The organism is Rhizobium sp. J15 (assembly GCF_002531825.1).
Taxonomy (GTDB): Bacteria; Pseudomonadota; Alphaproteobacteria; order Rhizobiales; family Rhizobiaceae; genus Rhizobium.
In genome coordinates, this window is sequence record NZ_NWSX01000017.1 from 59785 (window position 1) to 80302 (window position 20518).

Sequence of the window (20518 nt, forward strand, 5' to 3'; positions counted from 1 at the left end):
CAGCCGTTTGGATTCCCATGCCGGAAAACGCATCCCCGAATTTTACCGCCCGATTTCAGGGGACCACGTTCGACGATATGGTCGAGGCTCTGACCAAGGGGTTCGGTTCGTTCGACGCATGGCGAAGTGGTCGAGACAAACCACTCGACTGGAAGGTCGGGTTTTGGGGGGATGAGAGGTTGTCGCTGGTCAGCAACCAGGATTCCGGCGGCTGGGGTGCGAGAACGGCACATGGAACGCCGGAAACTCTGGCAATCATCGTTCCGCGCACGGGTGCGCTCGACGTATCGTTTGGTCGGACTGTGGTCGAAGGTACACCCGGGCGGCTGTTGTTGACGAACAATCTTGAGCCGGAACGGGTTTCCGTGAGGGCGACGCCTCACCGGTCAGACACTCTCAGTCTGAGTTGGACGATCTTGGCTCAGACCGTCGCCGCCGTATTGGAGATCCCGCTGACCGGGTCAATGGACCTGGCGCCGGTCGTTGATCGTTCCACGGCAGCGGGACAGATGATCGGCAATCTCGCCCAAACGATGATCGTCGGCATGCGCAATAACGGCCCGCTGCTTCACTCGCCAATTGCCATGTTGAACCTGATCCAGGCGTTTGCCGATTTGGTGGTGCGGTTGGTTCCTCATCGGCTCTCGCATCTTCTCGACAAGAAAATCCACCTGATCGCGCCTCGGCACGTCCGTCGTGCAATTGAATTTATGCATGCGAACATCGCACAGCCGTTGACAATGCATAGTGTCGCGGAGGCGGCAGGCATTTCCATTCGCGCTCTTGAAGTCGGTTTTCGCGCCTTCAAGGGAACCACACCGTCCGCTTACCTCAGGATGATCCGCTTGCAAGCGGTCCGAGAGGATCTACGCGACCCCTCAAACCGGCAGCCGTTGCGGAATATCTGCTTGAAATGGGGATTCTTGCACTTTGGCCGTTTTGCGGCGATCTATCGGGCGGCGTATGGAGAGAACCCTTCGGACACGAGAAGGCGATTCGATATATGAGGACACGCCGTCGTAGTGGCTGAAGCGCGTCGCGAACTTTGAGATTCGCTCCTTGCGCTTTAGCTCGAAAAGCGGCCGGCGTCGGCGCCGTAATAGTTCAGGTAGCGGTCCGAAATGCTGGAGATCGGCAGCACGATCAGCACGTCGGTAGTGTTGAAGGCGTGGTCGATCACCGCGCTGGAGCCGACCATGGCGCCGAGGCGCAGGTAGCCCTTGATGAGCGGCGGCAGGGCCATCAGCGCCCGCTTGGGGTTGACGGCCTCGACCGGCATCAGGTCCATGTTGCGGGCGAGATGCGGCAGGGCGCCGACCGCCCATTCATTCTTCGCCAGCACATTGTGATAGAGGAAGGACAGCGCCAGCGCGTGGCTTTCGAGATAGACGCCGGGGAAGGAGGCGCAGCCGAACATGGCGCTCATGCCGTGCTTTAGCGCATAGGCCCAGTTGCCCTGCCAGAGGAGTTCGACGGTGCGCTTGGTGCGGTATTCCGGCAGCACGCAGGAGCGCCCGAGCTCCATGAAGCGCTTGTCCGGATGCTTGGCGAGCAGGCTCTCGATTTCGAATTCGGAAGCCGAGTAAAAACCGCCATTGGCAAGCGCGACGTCCTGGCGCAGCAGCCGGTAGGTGCCGACGATCTGGTCTTCCGGGTCGCCCTCGAGCGAGCGGTCGAGAACGAGAAGATGATCGCAGAAAGCGTCATAGGCGTCGAAATCGCGTTCGCGGCGCATGGATTCCGGCGGCAGCTGCGCCTTCATTTCATTGACGAAAACGCGATACCGGACGGCCTGGGCGGCATCGATCTCGCGTGCCGTGCGGGCAAGGCGGGTCTCCAGATTGCCGATGCGGCCGAGGATATCGCCGTCCTTTTGCACGGCCGCCGTCGAGGGTCGGGCAGCCTCCGCGGCAGTGTCACGATTCAGGATGTCGATGGAGGACATGGCGATTCTCCCGTTGCCGGCTTATCGACGCCATAAAACACTTCTGTACGACAGGAAAGTGACATATTGCATTTCCCGGCGCAAGAAGCGCGGGCTGGTCCCAAGCGCCCTACCGCGCCTCTGCGCGACGGGCGGAAAGCGCGGCAACGGCCTGAACTTCCGTCAGCAGCCGCACCGGATCGACCGGCTTTACCATCACGCGGTTGGCGCCGTTCAGCAACACCTGGCGGCGCGACTCGTCGCTCTTGTCGGCCGTCAGCACGATCACCGGAACCGGGGCGAGATCGAGCCGCCTTTCATGGCCGCGCAGGCGCCCCAGCATGTCGATGCCGTTGCCGCCCGGCATCGAGAGATCGCTGATGATGATGTCGGGCCGGGCGCTCGCCTCGTAGAGCGCGCAATCGAGCAGCGTCTCGAAATCCTCGACGTGGCGCACCTTATGCCCGCCCTTTTCCAGCATGACGCGCACCAGCATGGCGTTGATCGGATCGTCCTCGCCGAGCAGGATGCTGAGGCCGCTTGCCGCAACCACCGTCTCGGCCACCGAAAGGCCGAAGCCCGGCTGGTTGTCGTTCAGCGCATCGCGCTTCTCCATGCCGCGCATACGCCCGCGCAGCACGTCGATCAGCGACTGTTCGCGCAGCGGCCGGATGAGCCAGGCATCGAAGAGATCGAGCGGATGGGCGCTGCGCTCCTCCGGATTGACGAGGAGGACCTTGCGCAGGCCGAGGGCGGCGATTTCGGCGCGGTCGGCGAGATGAGCGGAAAATTCCGCCGACATGCGATGGTCGACGATGATGTCGGTCGGCCGCCGGCTGCCATTGGCCATGCCGAGCAGCGTCGCACGCGCCGTCTCGCCGTCGCTGACGAGATGGCAGAGGCCGCCGAGCGCGGTGATCGTTTCGGCAATCGCAGCGCGCGCAGCCCCGGCCGGCGCCAGCAGCACGACGCTGTTGCCGGCAAGCAATGTGTTTCGCCGGTCCGGCCGCTCGCTGCCGATGTCGACGGGAAAGCGGATGGTGAATTCGCTGCCCCGGCCTTTTTCGCTGGCAACCGTCAGCGCACCGCCGAATTCACGCATGATGCGGGCGGAGATGGCAAGGCCGAGCCCGGTGCCGCTGCTCTTCTGCGCGACTGTGCCGCCCTGCTCGAACTCGCCGAAGACGCGCGCCTGCTCCTCAGCCGTCATGCCGGGGCCTGTATCGGCCACGGTGATCAGCAGATTGCCGGCGTCGAGCCACACGCGGATGAAGACGCCGCCCGCCTGGGTGAACTTCACCGCGTTGCCGATGACGTTGAAGAGCACCTGGCGCAGCCGCGCCGGATCGAAGCTCATATTCTCCGGCACGTCGGACGATACTGTCGCGCCGATCTCGATGCCTTTTTCATGCGCCCGGTGGGCGAGCATCTCGACGACGCTTTCCAGAAGCTTGCGCAGCGATTCCGAGCGCGGATGCAGCTCGAAGCGGCCGACCTCGATGGTGGAGAAGTCGAGCAGGTCGTCGACGAGCTGCGCCAGCGCATGGCCGGATTGGCGGATGTTCGCGAGGTAATTCTGCTGTTCCTGCGTCAGCCGCGTTTCCGCGATCAGATGCGTCATGCCGAGAATGCCCGAAAGCGGCGTGCGAACCTCGTGGCTGACGGTGGCAAGCAGCCTGGATTTGGCGGCGCTGTTATATTCGGCCTTCTGCCGGGCATCCTCGCGCGCCTGCGCGACGAGGCGTTCCTCGGTCACATCGCGGGCAACGCTCTGCAGCAGAAGACGGCCGTTTGCCGGATCGCGGGTGACGACGTCACGCCAGAGGAAGATGCGCTGGCCCTCCGGCGTCGAGATCTCGACATCGTAGCAATGTGGGACCGGGCCGGGGCGGAAGGCGATCCCGATCTCCTCGCAGGTCCGCCCTTCCGGACGCGGCCGTCCGGTCAGGCGGCGAAAAGTGTCGTTGGCGCCAATGATGCGCCGGTCCATGGTACGGCTGACCGTGATGTCGCCGAGCACGTCGTGCACGTCGGCAAAGAGTTTCGCGCCGTCGTTCCAGTCCGGCAGAGGTTCCATCTTGGGCTGCCTGGGCCGGCGCCGGCGGACCATCAGGAAGGCATAGCTGGCGATGACGGCAAGGCCGAGAACGACGAGACCTCCCGAAAGGAGCAGCGGATCGCCGGCATGGGCAAGCAGCAGCAGGATCGTCGCGGTGAGGAGGCCGGCCCCGCCCAGCCAATAGAACAGCAGGACCCTTGCGGCCGCAGGCCCCTTTTGGGCGTCATCGGCTTGCTGGGATGCGGATGCGTCCGGCCGTGAGGCAGAGCCCTCCAGCCGCGTCTCATGCGGCTTGGCGGCGGCTCCGCCGAACGCGGCGGACAATCTTTCCTGCAACTGTCCCAGGTTGTGCATGGTACCTGGCTAACATGAGGGCCGTTCCGAATGCCTTCAGGAATTCGATAAGATTTTAGCGGCCCGCCTTTTTCGGCAGCAGCAGTTCGTCGAGGATGACGCAGCCCGCACCGACGGTGATGAAGCTGTCGGCGAGGTTGAAGACCGCAAAAGACCAGCTGTCGGTGTGGAAGAGGATGTAATCGATCACGTGGCCATAAGCGAAGCGGTCGACGAGATTGCCGATCGCACCGGCAATGATCAGCGCATAGCCGAGATGCGCGAGCCAGCGATCCTTCTCCGTGCGGTACCACAGCCAGATGACGAAGGCGACGATGACGAGCCGCATGCCGACGATGAACCAGCCGTCCATGCCCGACAGCATCGAAAAGGCGACGCCGAGATTGTAGGTGCGGTAGAGCGCCAGCATCGGAATGACGGGAACGGCTTCCTGCAGCGGCAGATAGTGGTCGACCGCGATCTTGACGGCCTGGTCGATGAGAACGGCGATGACGATGAAGAGAAGAATGGGCGCCGGGCGAGAAAAGAGCGCGGGGCGTGCGTGCGTCTGTTCGGTCATTTGACCTCGGCAAGTGAGAGGAGATGGCGGCGCGCCTCGAAAAGCATGACGGCGGTGGCGACGGCGAGGTTCAGGGAATCGGCGCGGCCCTGCTGCGGAATGCGGGCGAGCGCGTCGGCCTCCCTCGCCAGCTGGTCCGGCAGGCCCGACTGCTCGTTGCCCATCAGCAATACGACCGGCTTCTTCCTGTAGTCGATCGTGCGGTAATCGACCGCGCCGGCAAGATGCGTCGCGACGACGGAAACGCCGGCCGATTTCCGCCAGGCGATGAATTCCTCCGGCGTCGCCCGTGCCACCGGGACGGCGAAGACCGAGCCCATCGTGGCGCGCACGGTTTCGAGCGAGAAGGGATCGGTCGCTTCTCCGACCAGGATGACGCCGGAAGCGCCGGCCGCATCGGCCGTGCGGATGATGGTGCCGAGATTGCCGGGGTCGCGCACGCGGTCGAGCGCCACCCATGTCTCGCCCTCTTTCGGCCGGATATCCCTGAGCGGCTTCCAGCGCTGGTCGAAGATGCCGACGACCATCTGCGGATTGTCGCGACGGGTGATCGAGGCGATCACTTTTTCGCTGACTTCGAGCACCAGCCCGCCCGCGGCGACTGTTTTCGCCGCCATCTGTTCGACCAGCGGCTTGCTCTTGGCAGCCTTGGCATAGACCAGCGTGCGGATCGTCCAGCCGAGCTCGATCGCGTCGATGACGAGCTTCAGCCCTTCGGCCAGGAAAGTCCCGCTCTCCTCCCGCGACTTCTTGTTCATCAGCGCCTTGATGTCCTTGATGATGGGATTGGCGAGCGAGGTGACTTCTTTCACCTGGCCGACCCTGCGCGGTCCTTGATCGTGAAAGTCCTTGCTCATTTCGGCACCCAGCGGGAAAAGAGAGAGGTGGAAAGCGCGCGGCCCTGCGTCTTGCCGTCGGCGCCCGCCTCGCGGATCACCAGCTCGCCGGATTCGACCACGCCGCCCGCACCGCGCATCGTTTCGCGCATCAGCTCGTGGATCGAATAGAAGCTGGCGCGGATCGAATAGGCTGTCAGCACCAGGCCGGCTGCCTTCGGCGAGAGGATCTCGCGGCAGATGTCGAGCATCAGCGGCAGATGCTCGAAGAGATGCCAGACTTCGCCGTTCGGGCCGCGGCCGAATTTCGGCGGATCGGTGAGGATGATGTCGTACTGGCTGCCGCGGCGCTCCTCGCGCAGGATGAATTTCATCGCATCCTCGCAGATCCAGCGGATCGGCAGCTTCTCCATGCGCCCGAGCGCCTGGTTTTCCCGCGCCCAGCCGATCGCCTTCTTCGATGCGTCGACATGGGTGACCTCGGCGCCTGCCGCGGCGGCGACAAGCGAGGCGACGCCGGTATAGCCGAAGAGGTTCAGCACCTTCAGCGGCCGGCCGGCTGTTTCGGCCTGCTCCTTCATCCAGCTCCAGTGCACGATCTGTTCGGGAAAGACGCCGACATGACGGAAGGAGGTGAAGCGGCCGAGAAAATCGACGCCGAGCAGGTTGAGCGGCCAGGTCTCGCCGAGCGCCTCCTTCGGGAAGCGCCAGCGGCCGGTGCCTTCCTCGTCGGTATCGCCGGTGAAGACGGCATCGACCTTTTCCCAGAAATGCGGCGGCAGCGAAGGCTGCCACAATGCCTGGGCCTCGGGACGGATGATGCGGTAGGGACCGTATTGCTCCAGCTTCTGGCCGTTGCCGCTGTCGATCAGGTGGAAGTCGCCGGCCCCGAGCGATTCGAGGATGACCGGCACGCGCTCAGCCGGGCGTTCACCGCTGCGCGTCATGAGAGGGCGTGAAACCGCAGCCGGTGCCGGAGCTTCCCGCACCGCCTCGCGTGCGGCCGCAGGCCGCGCAACGGGCTTCGCCGGCCGGCCGGCCCGATCGTCCCTGCGGCTTTCACCGGCGGGACCTGATGTCTTCTTCTGGCCCGGCCGGCGTTCTCTATGTTTCAACGTGCTCTTCCGCGTCTCTGTCGAGGTGTCTTTATGAGGTTTTCGTCCTCTAGCCCAGAAGACCGCGCCGGATCAACTGCGCCGACCAAGCCCCGAAGCAGGTTCTCCCGGCCCGGCGTTTATTTCAAGCCCTCGCGTCCCTGCATGCGGAGCCAGCTTTCTGCCGAATAAAGCGCCGCGACATGCATCGACTGCATGATGACGGCGCCGGACCGTAGATCGGCGAGAATGTCCCCGAGATCGGCAAACAGCATGTCGACCTTCTCGCCGGGGTCGAAACTGGGTTCGCCTGCTCTGTTCAGGCCGAGCGCCAGCCAGCTCGTGACCATGTTGCTGTGGTTGGCGGCGTTCGGATAGGAGGTGAGCAGTCTGACGAAAGTCGAGGCTTCGTAGCCGGTCTCTTCCCTCAGTTCGCGCCGCGCCGCAGCCATCGCCGCATCGCCGGCCTCCATGTCACCGCGTTCCACGCCTCCAGCGACGAGGCCGAGCACGATCTCGCCGCGGCCATGCCGGTATTCCCGCGTCAGCAGCACGCGCCCGTCGGGCATCAGCGGGATGACGTTGATCCAATCGGGGTAGTCGAGCACATGGAACGGGGCGATGACGGTTCCATCGGCGGTCAGGCAGTCGTCGCTGCGAAGCCTGATCCAGCGATCCTCATAGGTGATGCGGCTCGCCGTCACGCTCCAGGGCTTCAATTCGTCGCTCATCACAATCCCTGCTCCAGATGAAGCCAGGCAGATAACATTCCCTTCCGCCTTGGCAAAGCGCTTTGCCGCTGGGATAAGATTGAGCGAATCGGAGATGGGGCTGTCGAATGGATTTCACCGGCGAAGAACGTATCGCCGCGCCGCGGGATGTCGTCTGGGCGGCGCTCAACGATCCCGAGATCATGCGCGTCTGCATCCCCGGCTGTCAAAATATCGAGCGGCTGTCGCCGGAAACCTTCGAGGCGACGATCAAGGTCAAGTTCAGTCTGCTGTCGGCCACCTTCCACGGACTGCTGACGCTTTCCAACGTCGATGCGCCGAAAAGCTACACGCTTTCGGCTGAAGGCAAGGGCGGCCTTGCCGGTTTTGCCAAAGGCAGCGCGGATGTCGTGCTCGAGGAAAGCGGTGCCGAGACGATCCTGCATTACCGTGCCGGCGCCGAGCTCGGCGGCAAGCTCGCAGGGCTCGGCGCCCGCCTGCTCGATTCCACCTCGCACAGACTCGCCGAGGGGTTCTTTTCGGATTTCAACGCCGCCGTCGTCGCCAAAATGGCGGCAGGCTGATGTCACGGCTTGGCGCGGACAGGGGCTTGGTTTAAGCCGGAATCATGACATGGACCATCAGGCCGCCGCGGGCGGAAGACCAGGAAGCGCTTGCGGAGATCTATCTGTCCGTACGTCGCGAAACATTCGTCTGGGTCGATCCCGGCAAGTTCCACCGGGAGGATTTCGCCGCCCATACCAATGGCGAGACGATTTTCGTCTGCGACCACGCGGATGGCGGCGTGGCAGGCTTTCTCTCGCTCTGGCCGGCGGATGATTTCATTCACATGCTGTATATACGCCCGGAATTGCAGGGCAGCGGCGCCGGGACGGCGCTGCTGCGGGCGCTGCCGGAATGGCCGCGACACAAATACCGCCTGAAATGCCTGGTGAAGAACCGCCGGGCAAAGGCCTTCTACCTCTCCCATGGTTTCGAGGTCACCGGCAACGGCACGTCGCCGGAAGGCGATTACGAGGAGCTGAGCTTCCTTCCTGCCTGATGGAAATATCGGATGGCTTAGCGCGACGGCAACTGCCCGGCAATTTCCTCGGCGCGGCTTTTGTGGCGGTCGGCCTCACCCTGCCAGCGGATGGCTTCTTTGGCCTCGGTGCGGGCGCGCTTGCGGTGTTTGCCCTGGCCGAACCAGGTGGCGGCCGAGCCGACGAGCATGCCTGTGATCAGCGCGATGAACAGGAAGACGAAGAAGGGCGCGGAAACCGCAAGCACCTGATCTTCAGGCCTGAACGGATTGAAGGCGAGCGTGACGCTCTGCCGGTTGGCGACGCAGAAGACGATGAGGATGACGCCGAGCGGCAACAAAATCAAAAGGTTGACGATCTTCTTGGCCATTTCAGGTCTCCACATGCTGGATTGCGCCGGCCTTTTCGGGCCGATGCGCCAAAGCGCGTGGCGATCTTTCAGATTCGCTCCTTGCGCTTCAGGTCTTTGTTTTTACGCATGTCGCAAACCGTTTCACGCTTTTGCGCGACATGCGCTAGCAGAATAGGAAAACGGCCTTCAAGTTCAAGTGCGGTTTCGCCGCAGGCAGTTCGCGCCGCTCAATCCTCTTCGTCGGCCTGGCCGGGGTTCAGCCGCTCACGCAGTTCCTTGCCGGTCTTGAAAAAGGGAACCCACTTTTCCTCGACGAAGACGGTATCGCCGGTGCGCGGGTTGCGGCCGGAACGGGAAGGGCGGTTCTTCACGGAAAAGGCGCCGAAGCCGCGCAATTCGACGCGGTTACCCGCAGCCAGTGCATCGGTGATCTCGTCGAGAACCGCGTTGACGATATTCTCGACGTCGCGATGATAGAGATGCGGGTTGCGTGCCGCAACAATCTGCACCAATTCGGACTTGATCACAGTCGCCCCCTTAAATTATTGATTTCTTATCAATCGCGGCCAACCTGCCAAACTGAAAGCAGCCCGTCAAGAAGCAACTTTGGGGGCAGGATTCCATTGAGATCCTGGCCTTTGACGAGATCATCATAACCGAAGATCGTAATCAACCGCGAAACAGCCCCAGCGAGCAGAAAGGGCGTATTGCTCTTCTTGTCCCAATCCACCATCGGCAGTGCGCTGTCGATGCCGCGCGATGTCAGATAGGCGCGGATTTCCGCTTCGCCGCCGATCGTATCGACGAGTTTCACCTTCAGTGCCTGCCGGCCGGTGTAGATCGTGCCGTCGGCCAGCTTCAGCACCTCGTCCCGCGGCAGCTTGCGCCGGTCGGCGACCAGATCGACGAACCAGTTATAGCTGTCGACCACCATGTTGCGGATCATCGCCTTGGCTTCCTCGCTCGCCTCGTGGAAGGGCGAGGGCTCGGCCTTCAGCGGCGAGGATTTGATCTCCTGCAGCGATACGCCGATCTTGTCGAGCAGCGGCTGGATCTGCGGATACTGGAAGATGACGCCGATTGAGCCGGTGATCGAACTGTCGCCGGCAATGATCGTGTCGCCGGCGGTGGCGATCATGTAGCCGGCGGAGGCGGCAAGCGTGCGCACGTCGGAGACGACGGGCTTCTTGGCCGCAATCGCCCGGATCGCCTTGAAGATCTTTTCGCCGCCATAGGTCGTGCCGCCGGGCGAGGAGATCGAAACCACCACCGCCTTGACCTGGTTGTCGGTCTCGATCTTCTTCAATCGCTCGAGAAGCTCGTCGTCATCGACGATCAGCCCCGATATCGTCACATGAGCGACATGCGGGCGCGCCGTCCCGGCGTCGCCGAGGGCAAATTGGTAGAAGGCGAAACCAAGCGCCACGATCAGGGCGACCGCGATGATGCGCCAGAATCCGAGCTTGCGGCGCAGCCGCCGCCGATCCGCAATGATCGAACTGTCCATGAAAACCTCCAGCGCTGGGCTCCGGTTTCGGCATCCCGCCGATCGATCCGGTCAATAGGGTGGCAGCGGCACGTACGAATGCCACTTTTTGATGTTTTTCCGTTTTGTTGCTTGTTGCAGAAAAAATTCCATATTGGCAAGCCAATGTAATAATGCGAAACGAACTGTGATTGGCGGCCGGCTTTGTTACGAAGGCGCGGCGATCACCGCACATGGACGAGGCATATGCTCGATACCCTGAAGAACAACGGAAGCGCCGCTTTTGCGGGGTCCGGCAAGACCCCCTATGGCGATGCGTTGTTCCATTCCGCCCGCGTGCGGCGGCTGAAGGTGCTGCTGCCGGCGGCAGCTCTTATCGTCTCTTTCGCCTTCATCGCGGTGTCGGTGATCCGCACCTACCTGCCCGAAAATATCAAGATCGAAGGCGCCAAGATCGAAAACGGCAAGGTCGTGATGGAAAAACCGGCGATCTCCGGCCGCAATTCCGATGGCATCAACTATTCCATGCTTGCCGAGAGGGCGCTGCAGGATATCCGCGATCCCGATCTCATCACGCTTGAAACCATCAAGGCCGCCGTGCCGATGAATGACGGGCTGATCGCCCGTGTCGTCGCCTCGACCGCCGACTACAATCGCGCCACCGACAACCTGCATATGACGACGCCCTTCACCCTGGTGCTGAGCAGCGGTCTCAATGCGAAATTCCAGTCCGCCCATCTCGACATAAAGGGCGGCAACATGCGCAGCGACGATCCCGTCACCATCACCAAGGACAATGCCTCCATAGTTGCGAACACGCTTCAGATCACCGATAAGGGGCGCGTGATCACATTCGAGGGGAATGTTCGCATGAATGTCGATCCCACCACCATCCATAAACAGGGCACTTAACCAGCCGGGTTACCTATGACAAAAGATTGTCGCATTTCCACTTGCAAGACTGGCATGGCATTCATTGCCGGCGCAGTTGCCCTTATTCTGACGGCCTCCGGCGCTGGCGCGCAGTCGACGACGATGTCGGGCATGAAGCTTTCCAATGACCAGCCGATCCAGATCGAAAGCGACAAGCTCGAAATCCACGATCAGGAACACACCGCTTTGTTCACCGGCAACGTCAAGGTCGTCCAGGGGACGACGACCATGCAGTCGGGCAAGATGACGGTCTACTACAAGGATAAGGCGGCAAAGCCGGCCGCTGACGGAAGCCAGCCGGCAGCGCAGCCGCAGCAGTCGGCCTCGCTTGCATCGGGAAGCGCCGATATCGACAAGATCCTGGTCACGGACAAGGTCTTGCTGACGTCGGGCACGCAGACGGCGACCGCCGATGACGGCAATTTCGACATGGCTTCGCAGACATTCATCCTGACGAGCGATGCGGGCAACAAGGTCGTGCTGTCGGATGGACCGAACGTCTTTACCGGCTGCAAGCTGACCGTTCACATGCAAACTGGCCGGGCGGAGCTTGAAAGCTGCGGCGGGCGTGTCCAGATTCAGCTCGATCCGAAATCGCAGCAGAATCCGCAGCAGCAGAAGCAGAACTGAAACCGGCCTCCCACGTGAAATTATCATCGCTATCCACCATGTTCGGCAAACCTGAGCCGCAAGCTTCGGGTGCCGCCGACAAGAGCCGCTATCAGGGAACGCTGATCGCACGTGGTCTGACGAAGACCTATGCGACGCGTCGCGTCGTCAACGGCGTCTCGCTGGTGGTGCGCCGTGGCGAGGCCGTCGGCCTGCTCGGCCCGAACGGTGCCGGCAAGACCACCTGCTTTTACATGATCACCGGCCTCGTGCCGGTGGACGAAGGCACGATCGAGATCGACGGAAACGAAGTCACGACCATGCCGATGTACCGCCGCTCGCGCCTCGGCGTCGGCTATCTGCCGCAGGAGGCCTCGATCTTCCGCGGACTGACGGTGGAGGAGAACATCCGCGCCGTCCTCGAAGTGCATGTGAAAGACAAGGCCGAGCGCGAGCAGAAACTGAACGAGCTGCTGGAGGAATTCCATATCCAGAAGCTGCGCAAGAGTGCTGCCGTCGCCCTATCGGGCGGTGAGCGCCGCCGCCTGGAAATCGCCCGCGCCCTTGCTACCGACCCGACCTTCATGCTGCTCGACGAGCCCTTCGCCGGCGTCGACCCGATCTCGGTCGCCGACATTCAGAATCTCGTCCACCACCTGACGGCCCGCGGCATCGGCGTTCTCATCACCGACCACAATGTGCGCGAGACGTTGGGCCTGATCGATCGCGCCTATATCATCCATGCCGGGGAAGTGCTGACCCACGGCCGGGCGAACGACATCGTCAACAATCCGGAAGTCCGCCGGCTCTATCTCGGCGACAATTTCAGCCTCTGACGGCGAAACGGGCAGAAATTCACCATGGCGGCACAGTTCCGCTTGACCAAACCCGATAAAAAAGCAATTTTTGGGCCAAGTTGGATTTCCGTGGCCTGAGGCGTTGATCGGACGCGGTTTCCCGAGGAATCGTGGGGAGTTTCGCGTCCGTCATGGCACTGTCCGCCAATCTTTTCCTGCGCCAGAACCAGTCATTGGTGATGACACCGCAACTGATGCAATCCATCCAGTTGCTGCAGATGACGCATTTTGAACTCACCCAGTTCATCGCCCAGGAAGTGGAAAAGAACCCGCTGCTCGAATTTCCGTCGAATGACGGCGAGGCCGCTGGCGAACGCGGCGAAACCGACGACGGAGATTATAACCACCAGCCGGAGGATGCCGCAGCCGACGACGGCTACGACAGCCGCGCCGAGGCGCTCTCCAGCGACTGGTACGACAATGGCGGCAGCGCCAGCACGAGCCGGCTGAACGACGAGCTCGACGCCAACTATACCAATGTCTTCCCCGATGACGGCGCGCCGCAGCGGCTCGATGCGCCGGAACTCGTCAGCCAGTGGAAGTCGATGCCCGGCAGCGGCGAGGTCGCCGATTACGATCTCGATGATTTCGTCGCCGGCCAGGTGTCGCTGCGCGATCATCTCGCCCAGCAGATCCCCTTCGTCCTGCCCGATATGACCGACCGGCTGATCGCGCAGAACTTCATCGATCAGCTCGATGATGCGGGTTATCTGCAGGCCGATATGGCCGAGACGGGCGAAAGGCTGGGCACGAGCCTCGCGCAGGCCGAGCGTGTGCTTGCCGCCCTTCAGACGCTTGATCCGCCGGGTGTTTTCGCCCGCAGCCTGTCTGAATGCCTGGCGATCCAGCTGAAGCAGAAGGACCGGTACGACCCCGCCATGCAGGCGCTGGTCGAAAATCTCGAACTTCTGGCGCGGCGTGATTTCGCCACGCTGAAGCGCCTCTGCGGCGTCGACGAGGAAGACCTTCTCGACATGCTCGGCGAGATCCGCCAGCTCAATCCCAAGCCCGGCAGCGGCTTCGAGGCCGGCGTTTCCGAAGCCATCATGCCCGATGTGGTCGTCAGGCCCTCCGCGGAAGCCGGCTGGCTGGTTGAGCTCAATCCGGATACGCTGCCACGCGTGCTGGTCAACCAGTCCTATTTTGCCCGCGTGACCAGGAACGGCGAGGATCATGCCTTTCTTTCCGAGTGCCTGCAGAGCGCCAACTGGCTGACGCGCAGCCTCGATCAGCGCGCGAAGACGATCATGAAGGTGGCAAGCGAGATCGTCCGCCAGCAGGATGCTTTCCTGCTGCACGGCGTCGACCATCTGCGCCCCTTGAACCTGAAGACGGTCGCCGAGGCGATCAAGATGCATGAATCCACCGTCAGCCGCGTCACCTCGAACAAATATATGCTGACGCCGCGCGGCCTCTTCGAACTCAAATATTTCTTCACGGTTTCGATCAGCGCCGTCGAGGGCGGCGACAGCCATTCGGCCGAGGCCGTGCGCCACAAGATCCGCGCGCTAATCATGCAGGAAAGCCCCGACGCCGTGCTCTCCGACGACGATATCGTCGACATGCTGAAAAAGGGCGGCATCGACCTCGCCCGCCGCACGGTTGCCAAATATAGAGAGGCGATGAACATCGCTTCCTCCGTCCAGCGCCGCCGCGAGAAGCGCGCGCTCGCCAAGGTCGCCGGCTTCTGACGCTTGAATGCTTCGATCCGGATCGAAGCATTCTGCTGCCTATCCTGCTACCCCTCGCTTGTCTCAACGAATGTCGAAGTGCCGACCATGACGCAGCAGAACCCGAGCCTTGCCAGGGAGCTTTCTGGGGTTCCTCCTACACTTTCATCAAGATCGGCGTCGAGACCATCCCGCCGGTCACCCTGATCGCTGCGCGCACGCTGATCGCCGGCGGCATTCTGCTCGCCATCCTCCGTTACCGGCGTGTCCGGCTGCCACGCGACCGCGCCACATGGCGCCGCTTCTTCGTTCAGGCCTGGCTCAACAGCGTCGTTCCCTTCACGCTGATCGCCTGGGCGGAGCAATCCGTCGATGCCGGACTGGCGGTGATCCTGAATTCGGCAACGCCGATCTTCACCTTCCTGCTGACGGTCCTGATCACCCGCCACGAGCAGGTGACCCTGCGAAAGCTCTTCGGCGTCATATCGGGGCTGACCGGCATCTGTCTCGTCATCGGCATCGAAGCGCTGGCCGGACTCGGCGAGAGTCTGACGGCACAGATCGCCATCATCCTGGCGACCATCTGTTACGCAGGTGCCGCAATTTTCAGCAAGAACTTCAAGGGGCTCGATCCCGCTGTGCCGGCGGCCGGCTCGTTGATTTCGGGCGCCGTCATTCTCCTGCCGGTGAGCTTTGTCGTCGATCGGCCGTGGGAACTCGATCCCTCCACGGCATCGGTGCTGGCGCTGCTTGCCCTTTCCGCCTTTTCCACCGCTCTCGCCTTCGCGATCTATTTTCGCCTCGTCCAGACGCTGGGTTCTGTCGGGACCACCTCGCAGGCCTATCTCAGGGTGCCGATCGGCGTTGCGATCGGCATGGTGTTCCTCGGCGAGACGCTGAGCCCGACGGCGTGGATCGGATTCGTTTGCGTCATCCTCGGCGTCGCAGCCATGACGATCCCCCAGAGAAGGGCGGCGGTTATGCCGGCCCGAAGCGGCTGAGAACGATTGCGGGAGAATCGGCGGCGGCGTTTCCCGGCAGCTAGCCCGCTAAACGCTTTCCGGCAGCCGCCAATGCGAATCCGGCGTCCCTATTGACTTTTCGGCGGCCCCCGTCTAGAAGCCCGCCGCAATCGATGCCGTGGACGGCATTTGGAGTTATCCCCATCATCCAAAGGGTACCAAGGACACGCAGGCTTGCGCCGATCTTGCTTGAGATTGCGCGAAGTGCTTGGATGAACCTGAGGCTTGGCGTAAACTGATACCCGCAAACGACCATAAGAAGGGAAACTCCATGAGTGTGCGTGTATCCGGGAAACATATGGAAATTGGTGAATCGTTCCGTCAAAAGATCGAGGACCAAATTGGTATGGCCATCACGAAATACTTCGACGGGGGGTATTCCGGCCAGGTGACCGTGGAAAAGGCGAGTTCCCGTTTCTCCGCAGACTGCAAGCTCCATCTCGACAGTGGCGTGGTGTTGCATGCGGCCGGCGAAGCGACCGATCCTCAGCTTGCTTTCGACGCCGCTTCCGAGCGCATCGAAAAGCGTCTGCGCCGCTACAAGCGCAAGCTGAAGGACCATCATGCCGGAAACCATCTGAATGGTTTTGCAGAAGTCTCCTACACGGTTATGGATTCCGTTCCTGATCACGAAGATGAAATTCCCGACGATTTCGCCCCGGCGATCGTCGCTGAAAGCACGAAGCAATTGAAGACCATGTCGGTCGCCACCGCCGTGATGGCGCTCGACATGACCGACGAGCCGCTTCTCCTGTTCCGCAGCCCCGGCAAGGAACATCTGAACATCGTTTACCGTCGCCACGACGGAAATATTGGCTGGATCGATTCGGCCAATATCAAAGGCTGAGATCAGGGCGGTGAGCGGCGGTGTTGCCGCCGCTCCTTGCGTCATCTGATCCCGGCGACAGAAGGAAAAAGAAATGGCATTGGCAGATTTGCTCCATCAGGATGCGATCATTCCCGCCCTTAGAGTAAATTCCAAGAAACAGTTGCTTCAGGAATTGGCAGCAAGAGCCTCCAGGATCACGGGGCTTTCCGAGCGCGAGATCTTCGACGTCATCCTGCAGCGTGAGCGTCTGGGATCGACGGGCGTCGGCAACGGCATCGCCATTCCTCACGGCAAGCTGGTGAACATCCATTCGATCGTCGGCATTTTTGCCCGGCTGGAGCAGCCGGTCGATTTCGAGGCGCTCGACGACCAGCCGGTCGATCTCGTATTCCTGCTTTTGGCGCCGGAAGGCGCCGGCGCCGACCATCTCAAGGCGCTGTCGCGGATCGCCCGCGTGCTGCGCGATCATGATCTCGTCGCAAAGCTGCGCGCGACCGATTCCGCTTCGGCGATCTATGCCTTCTTGAACGAAGAGCAGACGTCGAACGCAGCCTGAACACTATCTGTTTCCGAACGAAAAAGGCGCCTGGTCTTCCAGGCGCCTTTTTCATTTATCACGAGCCCAACGGAAGGGTTCAGAACTCTTCCCAGCTGTCCTGCGCCACCGCGGCCGAACCGCGCGATGCGGCAGCCGGCCGGCGAACAGCGGTGGTGTGGCGGACCGCGGGAGCGGCCGGCGCCCGCATCTGCTGCGCGACGGAGGCGAGGGCCGTGGCATTGCCGGAGCCCGAGACCCTGAAGCGGGTGGCGAGCGCCTTCAGCGTCTGCGCCTCGTCATTGAGCGCGACGCTGGCAGCGGTTGCTTCCTCCACCATTGCCGCGTTCTGCTGCGTCACCTGGTCCATCTGGTTCATGGCCTGGTTGATTTCCTTCAGGCCGACGGCCTGTTCGCTGGCGGAGGCGGAGATCTGCCGGATGAGGCTGTTGATGCCCATTACTTGTTCGGCGATCTTATGCAGCGTGCCGCCGGCGCGCCCCACGAGATCGACACCTTCCTTGACCTGGACCGCCGAGGTGTTGATCAGCGTCTTGATCTCCTTGGCGGCGTTGGCCGAACGCTGTGCGAGCTCGCGCACTTCCTGAGCGACGACGGCAAAACCCTTGCCGGCTTCGCCCGCGCGGGCGGCCTCGACGCCGGCATTGAGAGCGAGCAGGTTCGTCTGGAAAGCGATCTCGTCGATGACGCCGATGATCCGCGAGACCTCCGTCGAAGACTGCTCGATCCCCTGCATCGAGGCGATCGCCTTTTGCACCACTTCGCCCGATTTCTCGGCATCCTGGCAGGCGAGGTTGACGTTGTCGGCTGCGGTGCGCGCGTTCTCGGCGCTGGAATCGACCTGCGCGGTGAGCTCGTTGAGCGCGGCCGCCGTCTCTTCCAGGCTTGCAGCCTGCTGCTCGGTGCGCTTGGCGAGGTCGGAAGCGCTGTTGCTGATCTCGCCGGTGCCGGCGCCGATATTGACGACGCTGAGATTCATCGTGTTGATGGTCTCTTCGAGGCTCGCAAGGGCGGCGTTGAAGTCCTGCTTCAGCTTGCCGTATTCGCCGGGGAATTCCTCGGTGATGCGGTAACCGAGATTGCCGTGAGACAGCTCGGACAAGCCGGCGCCGACGATCGAGACGATGTGACGCTGCAGCGACACCGATTGCTGGCGCTCCGATTCCGAGCGGCTGCGTTCGGTCTCGGCGGCCTGCCGCTGGTTGGCGGCCTCGTCTTCGAGGCGCTGGCTGTCGGCGAGCTTGAAGCGGAAACCTTCGAGCGCCTTGGCAACCGAACCGACTTCGTCGCTGCGGTCCTGGGCGGCGACGGGCTCGGCATATTCGCCGTCGCTGAGCGCCTTGACGCTGGCGACGAGGCTGCCGAGCGGCCGCTGCACGAACGCGCGGACGGCGAAATAGAGCGCGAGCATCACCGCGCCGAGCACGATCAGGCCGGTAGCGATCATCATGTAGGTCTGGTCCTGCACCGGAGCGTTGATCACCGTGTGCGGGACATCGACGAGCACGACCCAGGTGGCGTTGACGCCCGGGACCTCGAACGGATAGACGACGCGGTCGAAGGGATCGAGACCGTCATAGGTGAGGTTCCGGACGAGCCCGGGCTGCTTGCCCGACAGCGCCGACTTGACGACGTCGGCGCCTTCGCCGTCATATTGTTTGGTCATCAGGTCGGGGATCGGCGCGACGATCCAGCTGCCGGCCTGCGACAGCAGCGTGACGCGGCCGGAGCCGAAAGGATGCAGCGCCTGCAGCTTGTCGGTCAGCGACTTCAGCGAGATGTCGACGCCGCCGACGCCGATCATCTTCCCCCCTGATATGACGGGATAGGCGATCGAGGTCAGCAGTGTCGGTACGTCGGTTCCTTCAGCCAGATAGGGCGTCGTGATCGCGCCCTTGCCGCTGTCGGCGGCAAGCTTCCACCATTCGGCGGTATAATCATTGTCGAACGTCGAATACTGGACGCCGCCATCCTTGGTTTTCGACCAATAGGGCGTGAAGGCGCCGTTCTTGTTGGTGCCTTCGTCGTTGTTGTTGGCGATCTCGGTCGTCTTGCCGTCAAGCGCGCCGAGCTGCTCGCAGAACCAGCTGCCGAAAGCGAAGGCATTCTGTTCGAGATTGGCCTTCAGCACGTTGATCATGCCCTTGCGATCGAGCGACTTGCCTTCATGGGCACGGCCGATGACCCCTGACATGCTGCGCGCGGCACTGGCGAGCTCGCCGACATTGGCGGCGATTTCATTGGCAATCGCTTTTGCCTCGAGATTGGCCTGATCCATCGTCAGCGTCTGGACGCGATCCCGGGTCTGGCCAATGAGGAAAAAGTTCGAAACGGCGAGAACAAGCGCGATGGCGACGCCGGTAATGACGATGAGTTTCGCCGCAAGCGATTTCATGCGAAAAATGAACATGGGTTCCTCGGGCAAGGATGCGCCGAACGGGCATTCTTCGGCACAGGAGCAAAGCACCGCTCCGTCATGGAGCAGCCAAATGGAGGCCGGAACCAAAGGCAGTAGAGGCCGGCGATCATGAGCAACATCGCCAGAGATCTCTTAAATTTGAATGAAATTTTAGTCGCGTGCATAAGCAAAACCGCAAGAAACTCCCTCAGATTTAAGGGGTGTTACCGGCGGTTTCGCAAAGAGACCTGACTTATATCCTGTCTGCGACTTCCTCGCTCAGGGGGATCGAAGGCTGTGCCCCTGATTTGAGGCATGCCAGCGAACCGGCAACCGCCGCGCGGCGCAGCGCCGAAGGAAAATCGAGCCCGTCGTCGAGGCTCGCGGCGAAATAGCCGCAGAAAGTATCGCCCGCGCCGACCGTATCGACAGGGTCGATCACCAGCCCTTGCGCTCTCGAAATTGCACCGTCGCGGATGGCGATGACGCCGTCGCCGCCGAGCGTCACGATCAGCGTTTGTCCGGTTTCCTGATGCAGGCGGACGAGGGCTGCCTCGCGCGCTTCGGCGTCCAGCCCGTCCTGTCCGGCGAGCCGTTCGAACTCGGTTTCGTTGGCGATGACGATATCGGCCAACCGGCCGAGGCGCGGCGCGTCGGGGATCAGCGGCGCGAGGTTGAGAATGCTGGTGATGCCCTTGGACCGTGCTGCCGAAAGCGCGCGCTCGACGGCTGCGACCGGCACTTCGAGCTGCAGCATCAGGATATCGCCTTCGCTCATGCGGCCGACTGCCGCTTCGGCATCGGCAGGTGTAACCCGCCCGTTGGCGCCCGGAACGACGGCGATCATGTTTTCGCCGTCGCCGCCGACAAGGATCAGCGCCGTGCCTGTCGGACCATCGACACGCCTGACGAGAGAAAGGTCGGTTCCCGCATCATCGAGCAGGGCAAGCGCATCCGCCGCGAAGGCATCCTTGCCCACGGCACCGGCCATATGCACGTAGCGTCCGGCACGGCGCGCCGCGAGCGCCTGATTGGCGCCCTTGCCGCCGGCGGCCGTGGCAAAGCCGTTGCCGGCAACCGTCTCGCCGGGCTTCGGCAGGCGCTCCGTCGTGGCGATGAGGTCCATATTGATGGACCCGAAAACTGTGATCATGAGGATGTCCCGTCCTTTTGGAACATGCGGGGCGACGTCATGCTCCAACTCTTTTAAAATGTGGAGCAGACACT

General features: G+C 62.3%; 20 protein-coding genes and 1 pseudogene. 10 read left to right on the forward strand and 11 right to left on the reverse strand.

Going from position 1 to position 20518, the window contains the following annotated elements:
* Nucleotides 1-17: 17 nt before the first annotated feature.
* Entirely contained in the window at nucleotides 18-1007 is a 990-nt protein-coding gene (locus tag CO670_RS16790) for a helix-turn-helix transcriptional regulator (protein WP_097591281.1), read from the forward strand.
* Between the two features lie 59 nt (nucleotides 1008-1066).
* Here CO670_RS16790 and CO670_RS16795 read toward each other — a convergent pair whose 3' ends face one another.
* The 6 genes from CO670_RS16795 to CO670_RS16820 form a co-directional block, all read right to left on the reverse strand.
* Nucleotides 1067-1945, reverse strand: a complete 879-nt coding sequence (locus CO670_RS16795) for a GNAT family N-acetyltransferase (RefSeq protein WP_097591282.1) — start codon at nucleotides 1943-1945, stop codon at nucleotides 1067-1069.
* A gap of 109 nt (nucleotides 1946-2054) precedes the next feature.
* Complete coding sequence (locus CO670_RS16800) at nucleotides 2055-4337, reverse strand: ATP-binding protein (protein WP_097591283.1); 2283 nt, start codon at nucleotides 4335-4337, stop codon at nucleotides 2055-2057.
* A gap of 55 nt (nucleotides 4338-4392) precedes the next feature.
* Entirely contained in the window at nucleotides 4393-4896 is a 504-nt protein-coding gene (lspA, locus tag CO670_RS16805; RefSeq protein ID WP_097591284.1) for a signal peptidase II, read from the reverse strand.
* Nucleotides 4893-5753, reverse strand: coding sequence for an RNA methyltransferase (locus tag CO670_RS16810; RefSeq protein ID WP_097591285.1), 861 nt, complete (start codon nucleotides 5751-5753; stop codon nucleotides 4893-4895). The genes lspA and CO670_RS16810 overlap by 4 nt, the downstream gene beginning before the upstream one ends.
* A complete protein-coding gene (locus tag CO670_RS16815) occupies nucleotides 5750-6847 on the reverse strand; it encodes a class I SAM-dependent methyltransferase (protein ID WP_097591286.1) in 1098 nt (365 codons plus the stop codon). The genes CO670_RS16810 and CO670_RS16815 overlap by 4 nt, the downstream gene beginning before the upstream one ends.
* 119 nt (nucleotides 6848-6966) lie before the next feature.
* Nucleotides 6967-7557: an NUDIX hydrolase gene (locus tag CO670_RS16820; protein ID WP_097591287.1), complete on the reverse strand. Its 591-nt coding sequence runs from the start codon at nucleotides 7555-7557 to the stop codon at nucleotides 6967-6969.
* 107 nt (nucleotides 7558-7664) lie between these two features.
* Here CO670_RS16820 and CO670_RS16825 point away from each other — a divergent pair, with 107 nt between their 5' ends.
* On the forward strand, nucleotides 7665-8120 hold the full coding sequence (locus tag CO670_RS16825; RefSeq protein ID WP_097591288.1) for a carbon monoxide dehydrogenase subunit G: 456 nt from the start codon (nucleotides 7665-7667) through the stop codon (nucleotides 8118-8120).
* A 44-nt stretch (nucleotides 8121-8164) separates the two neighbouring features.
* Nucleotides 8165-8599, forward strand: a complete 435-nt coding sequence (locus CO670_RS16830; RefSeq protein ID WP_097591289.1) for a GNAT family N-acetyltransferase — start codon at nucleotides 8165-8167, stop codon at nucleotides 8597-8599.
* 17 nt (nucleotides 8600-8616) lie between these two features.
* Here the strand turns inward: CO670_RS16830 and CO670_RS16835 are convergent, their stop codons facing one another.
* The 3 genes from CO670_RS16835 to sppA form a co-directional block, all read right to left on the reverse strand.
* Complete coding sequence (locus tag CO670_RS16835) at nucleotides 8617-8949, reverse strand: DUF1049 domain-containing protein (RefSeq protein ID WP_097591290.1); 333 nt, start codon at nucleotides 8947-8949, stop codon at nucleotides 8617-8619.
* 209 nt (nucleotides 8950-9158) lie between these two features.
* Nucleotides 9159-9458, reverse strand: a complete 300-nt coding sequence (locus CO670_RS16840; RefSeq protein WP_003544934.1) for an integration host factor subunit beta — start codon at nucleotides 9456-9458, stop codon at nucleotides 9159-9161.
* A gap of 29 nt (nucleotides 9459-9487) precedes the next feature.
* Nucleotides 9488-10438 (reverse strand): signal peptide peptidase SppA, encoded by a 951-nt coding sequence (gene sppA / locus CO670_RS16845; RefSeq protein WP_097591291.1) that lies wholly within the window; start codon nucleotides 10436-10438, stop codon nucleotides 9488-9490.
* A gap of 225 nt (nucleotides 10439-10663) precedes the next feature.
* Between sppA and lptC the strand changes: the two genes are divergently transcribed.
* The 7 genes and pseudogenes from lptC to ptsN all read left to right on the forward strand — a co-directional run bounded on the left by lptC (nucleotide 10664) and on the right by ptsN (nucleotide 16893).
* On the forward strand, nucleotides 10664-11329 hold the full coding sequence (lptC, locus tag CO670_RS16850; RefSeq protein ID WP_088676646.1) for an LPS export ABC transporter periplasmic protein LptC: 666 nt from the start codon (nucleotides 10664-10666) through the stop codon (nucleotides 11327-11329).
* A gap of 15 nt (nucleotides 11330-11344) precedes the next feature.
* Nucleotides 11345-11980 (forward strand): LptA/OstA family protein, encoded by a 636-nt coding sequence (locus tag CO670_RS16855; RefSeq protein ID WP_097591292.1) that lies wholly within the window; start codon nucleotides 11345-11347, stop codon nucleotides 11978-11980.
* 38 nt (nucleotides 11981-12018) lie between these two features.
* Nucleotides 12019-12795 (forward strand): LPS export ABC transporter ATP-binding protein, encoded by a 777-nt coding sequence (lptB, locus tag CO670_RS16860; protein WP_088676648.1) that lies wholly within the window; start codon nucleotides 12019-12021, stop codon nucleotides 12793-12795.
* A gap of 152 nt (nucleotides 12796-12947) precedes the next feature.
* Nucleotides 12948-14507: an RNA polymerase factor sigma-54 gene (gene rpoN / locus CO670_RS16870; protein WP_097591293.1), complete on the forward strand. Its 1560-nt coding sequence runs from the start codon at nucleotides 12948-12950 to the stop codon at nucleotides 14505-14507.
* A gap of 87 nt (nucleotides 14508-14594) precedes the next feature.
* Nucleotides 14595-15487 (forward strand): annotated as a pseudogene (locus CO670_RS16875) (EamA family transporter).
* 292 nt (nucleotides 15488-15779) lie between these two features.
* The gene (raiA, locus tag CO670_RS16880; RefSeq protein ID WP_003570772.1) at nucleotides 15780-16355 is read left to right on the forward strand and encodes a ribosome-associated translation inhibitor RaiA; all 576 of its coding nucleotides are present in this window, start codon (nucleotides 15780-15782) and stop codon (nucleotides 16353-16355) included.
* Between the two features lie 73 nt (nucleotides 16356-16428).
* Nucleotides 16429-16893: a PTS IIA-like nitrogen regulatory protein PtsN gene (gene ptsN, locus CO670_RS16885; RefSeq protein ID WP_065281989.1), complete on the forward strand. Its 465-nt coding sequence runs from the start codon at nucleotides 16429-16431 to the stop codon at nucleotides 16891-16893.
* 79 nt (nucleotides 16894-16972) lie between these two features.
* Here ptsN and CO670_RS16890 read toward each other — a convergent pair whose 3' ends face one another.
* Complete coding sequence (locus tag CO670_RS16890) at nucleotides 16973-19303, reverse strand: methyl-accepting chemotaxis protein (protein ID WP_097591294.1); 2331 nt, start codon at nucleotides 19301-19303, stop codon at nucleotides 16973-16975.
* A 241-nt stretch (nucleotides 19304-19544) separates the two neighbouring features.
* The gene (locus CO670_RS16895; protein WP_097591295.1) at nucleotides 19545-20444 is read right to left on the reverse strand and encodes a ribokinase; all 900 of its coding nucleotides are present in this window, start codon (nucleotides 20442-20444) and stop codon (nucleotides 19545-19547) included.
* Nucleotides 20445-20518 lie beyond the last annotated feature (74 nt).

Coding starts and splice junctions, on each gene's coding strand:
- CO670_RS16790 (WP_097591281.1), top strand. CDS start 18: ATGCCGGAAAACGCATCCCCGAATTTTACCGCCCGATTTCAGGGGACC.
- CO670_RS16795 (WP_097591282.1), bottom strand. CDS start 1,945: ATGTCCTCCATCGACATCCTGAATCGTGACACTGCCGCGGAGGCTGCC.
- CO670_RS16800 (WP_097591283.1), bottom strand. CDS start 4,337: ATGCACAACCTGGGACAGTTGCAGGAAAGATTGTCCGCCGCGTTCGGC.
- lspA (WP_097591284.1), bottom strand. CDS start 4,896: ATGACCGAACAGACGCACGCACGCCCCGCGCTCTTTTCTCGCCCGGCG.
- CO670_RS16810 (WP_097591285.1), bottom strand. CDS start 5,753: ATGAGCAAGGACTTTCACGATCAAGGACCGCGCAGGGTCGGCCAGGTG.
- CO670_RS16820 (WP_097591287.1), bottom strand. CDS start 7,557: ATGAGCGACGAATTGAAGCCCTGGAGCGTGACGGCGAGCCGCATCACC.
- CO670_RS16825 (WP_097591288.1), top strand. CDS start 7,665: ATGGATTTCACCGGCGAAGAACGTATCGCCGCGCCGCGGGATGTCGTC.
- CO670_RS16830 (WP_097591289.1), top strand. CDS start 8,165: ATGACATGGACCATCAGGCCGCCGCGGGCGGAAGACCAGGAAGCGCTT.
- CO670_RS16835 (WP_097591290.1), bottom strand. CDS start 8,949: ATGGCCAAGAAGATCGTCAACCTTTTGATTTTGTTGCCGCTCGGCGTC.
- sppA (WP_097591291.1), bottom strand. CDS start 10,438: ATGGACAGTTCGATCATTGCGGATCGGCGGCGGCTGCGCCGCAAGCTC.
- lptC (WP_088676646.1), top strand. CDS start 10,664: ATGCTCGATACCCTGAAGAACAACGGAAGCGCCGCTTTTGCGGGGTCC.
- CO670_RS16855 (WP_097591292.1), top strand. CDS start 11,345: ATGACAAAAGATTGTCGCATTTCCACTTGCAAGACTGGCATGGCATTC.
- lptB (WP_088676648.1), top strand. CDS start 12,019: ATGTTCGGCAAACCTGAGCCGCAAGCTTCGGGTGCCGCCGACAAGAGC.
- rpoN (WP_097591293.1), top strand. CDS start 12,948: ATGGCACTGTCCGCCAATCTTTTCCTGCGCCAGAACCAGTCATTGGTG.
- raiA (WP_003570772.1), top strand. CDS start 15,780: ATGAGTGTGCGTGTATCCGGGAAACATATGGAAATTGGTGAATCGTTC.
- ptsN (WP_065281989.1), top strand. CDS start 16,429: ATGGCATTGGCAGATTTGCTCCATCAGGATGCGATCATTCCCGCCCTT.
- CO670_RS16890 (WP_097591294.1), bottom strand. CDS start 19,303: ATGTTCATTTTTCGCATGAAATCGCTTGCGGCGAAACTCATCGTCATT.
- CO670_RS16895 (WP_097591295.1), bottom strand. CDS start 20,444: ATGATCACAGTTTTCGGGTCCATCAATATGGACCTCATCGCCACGACG.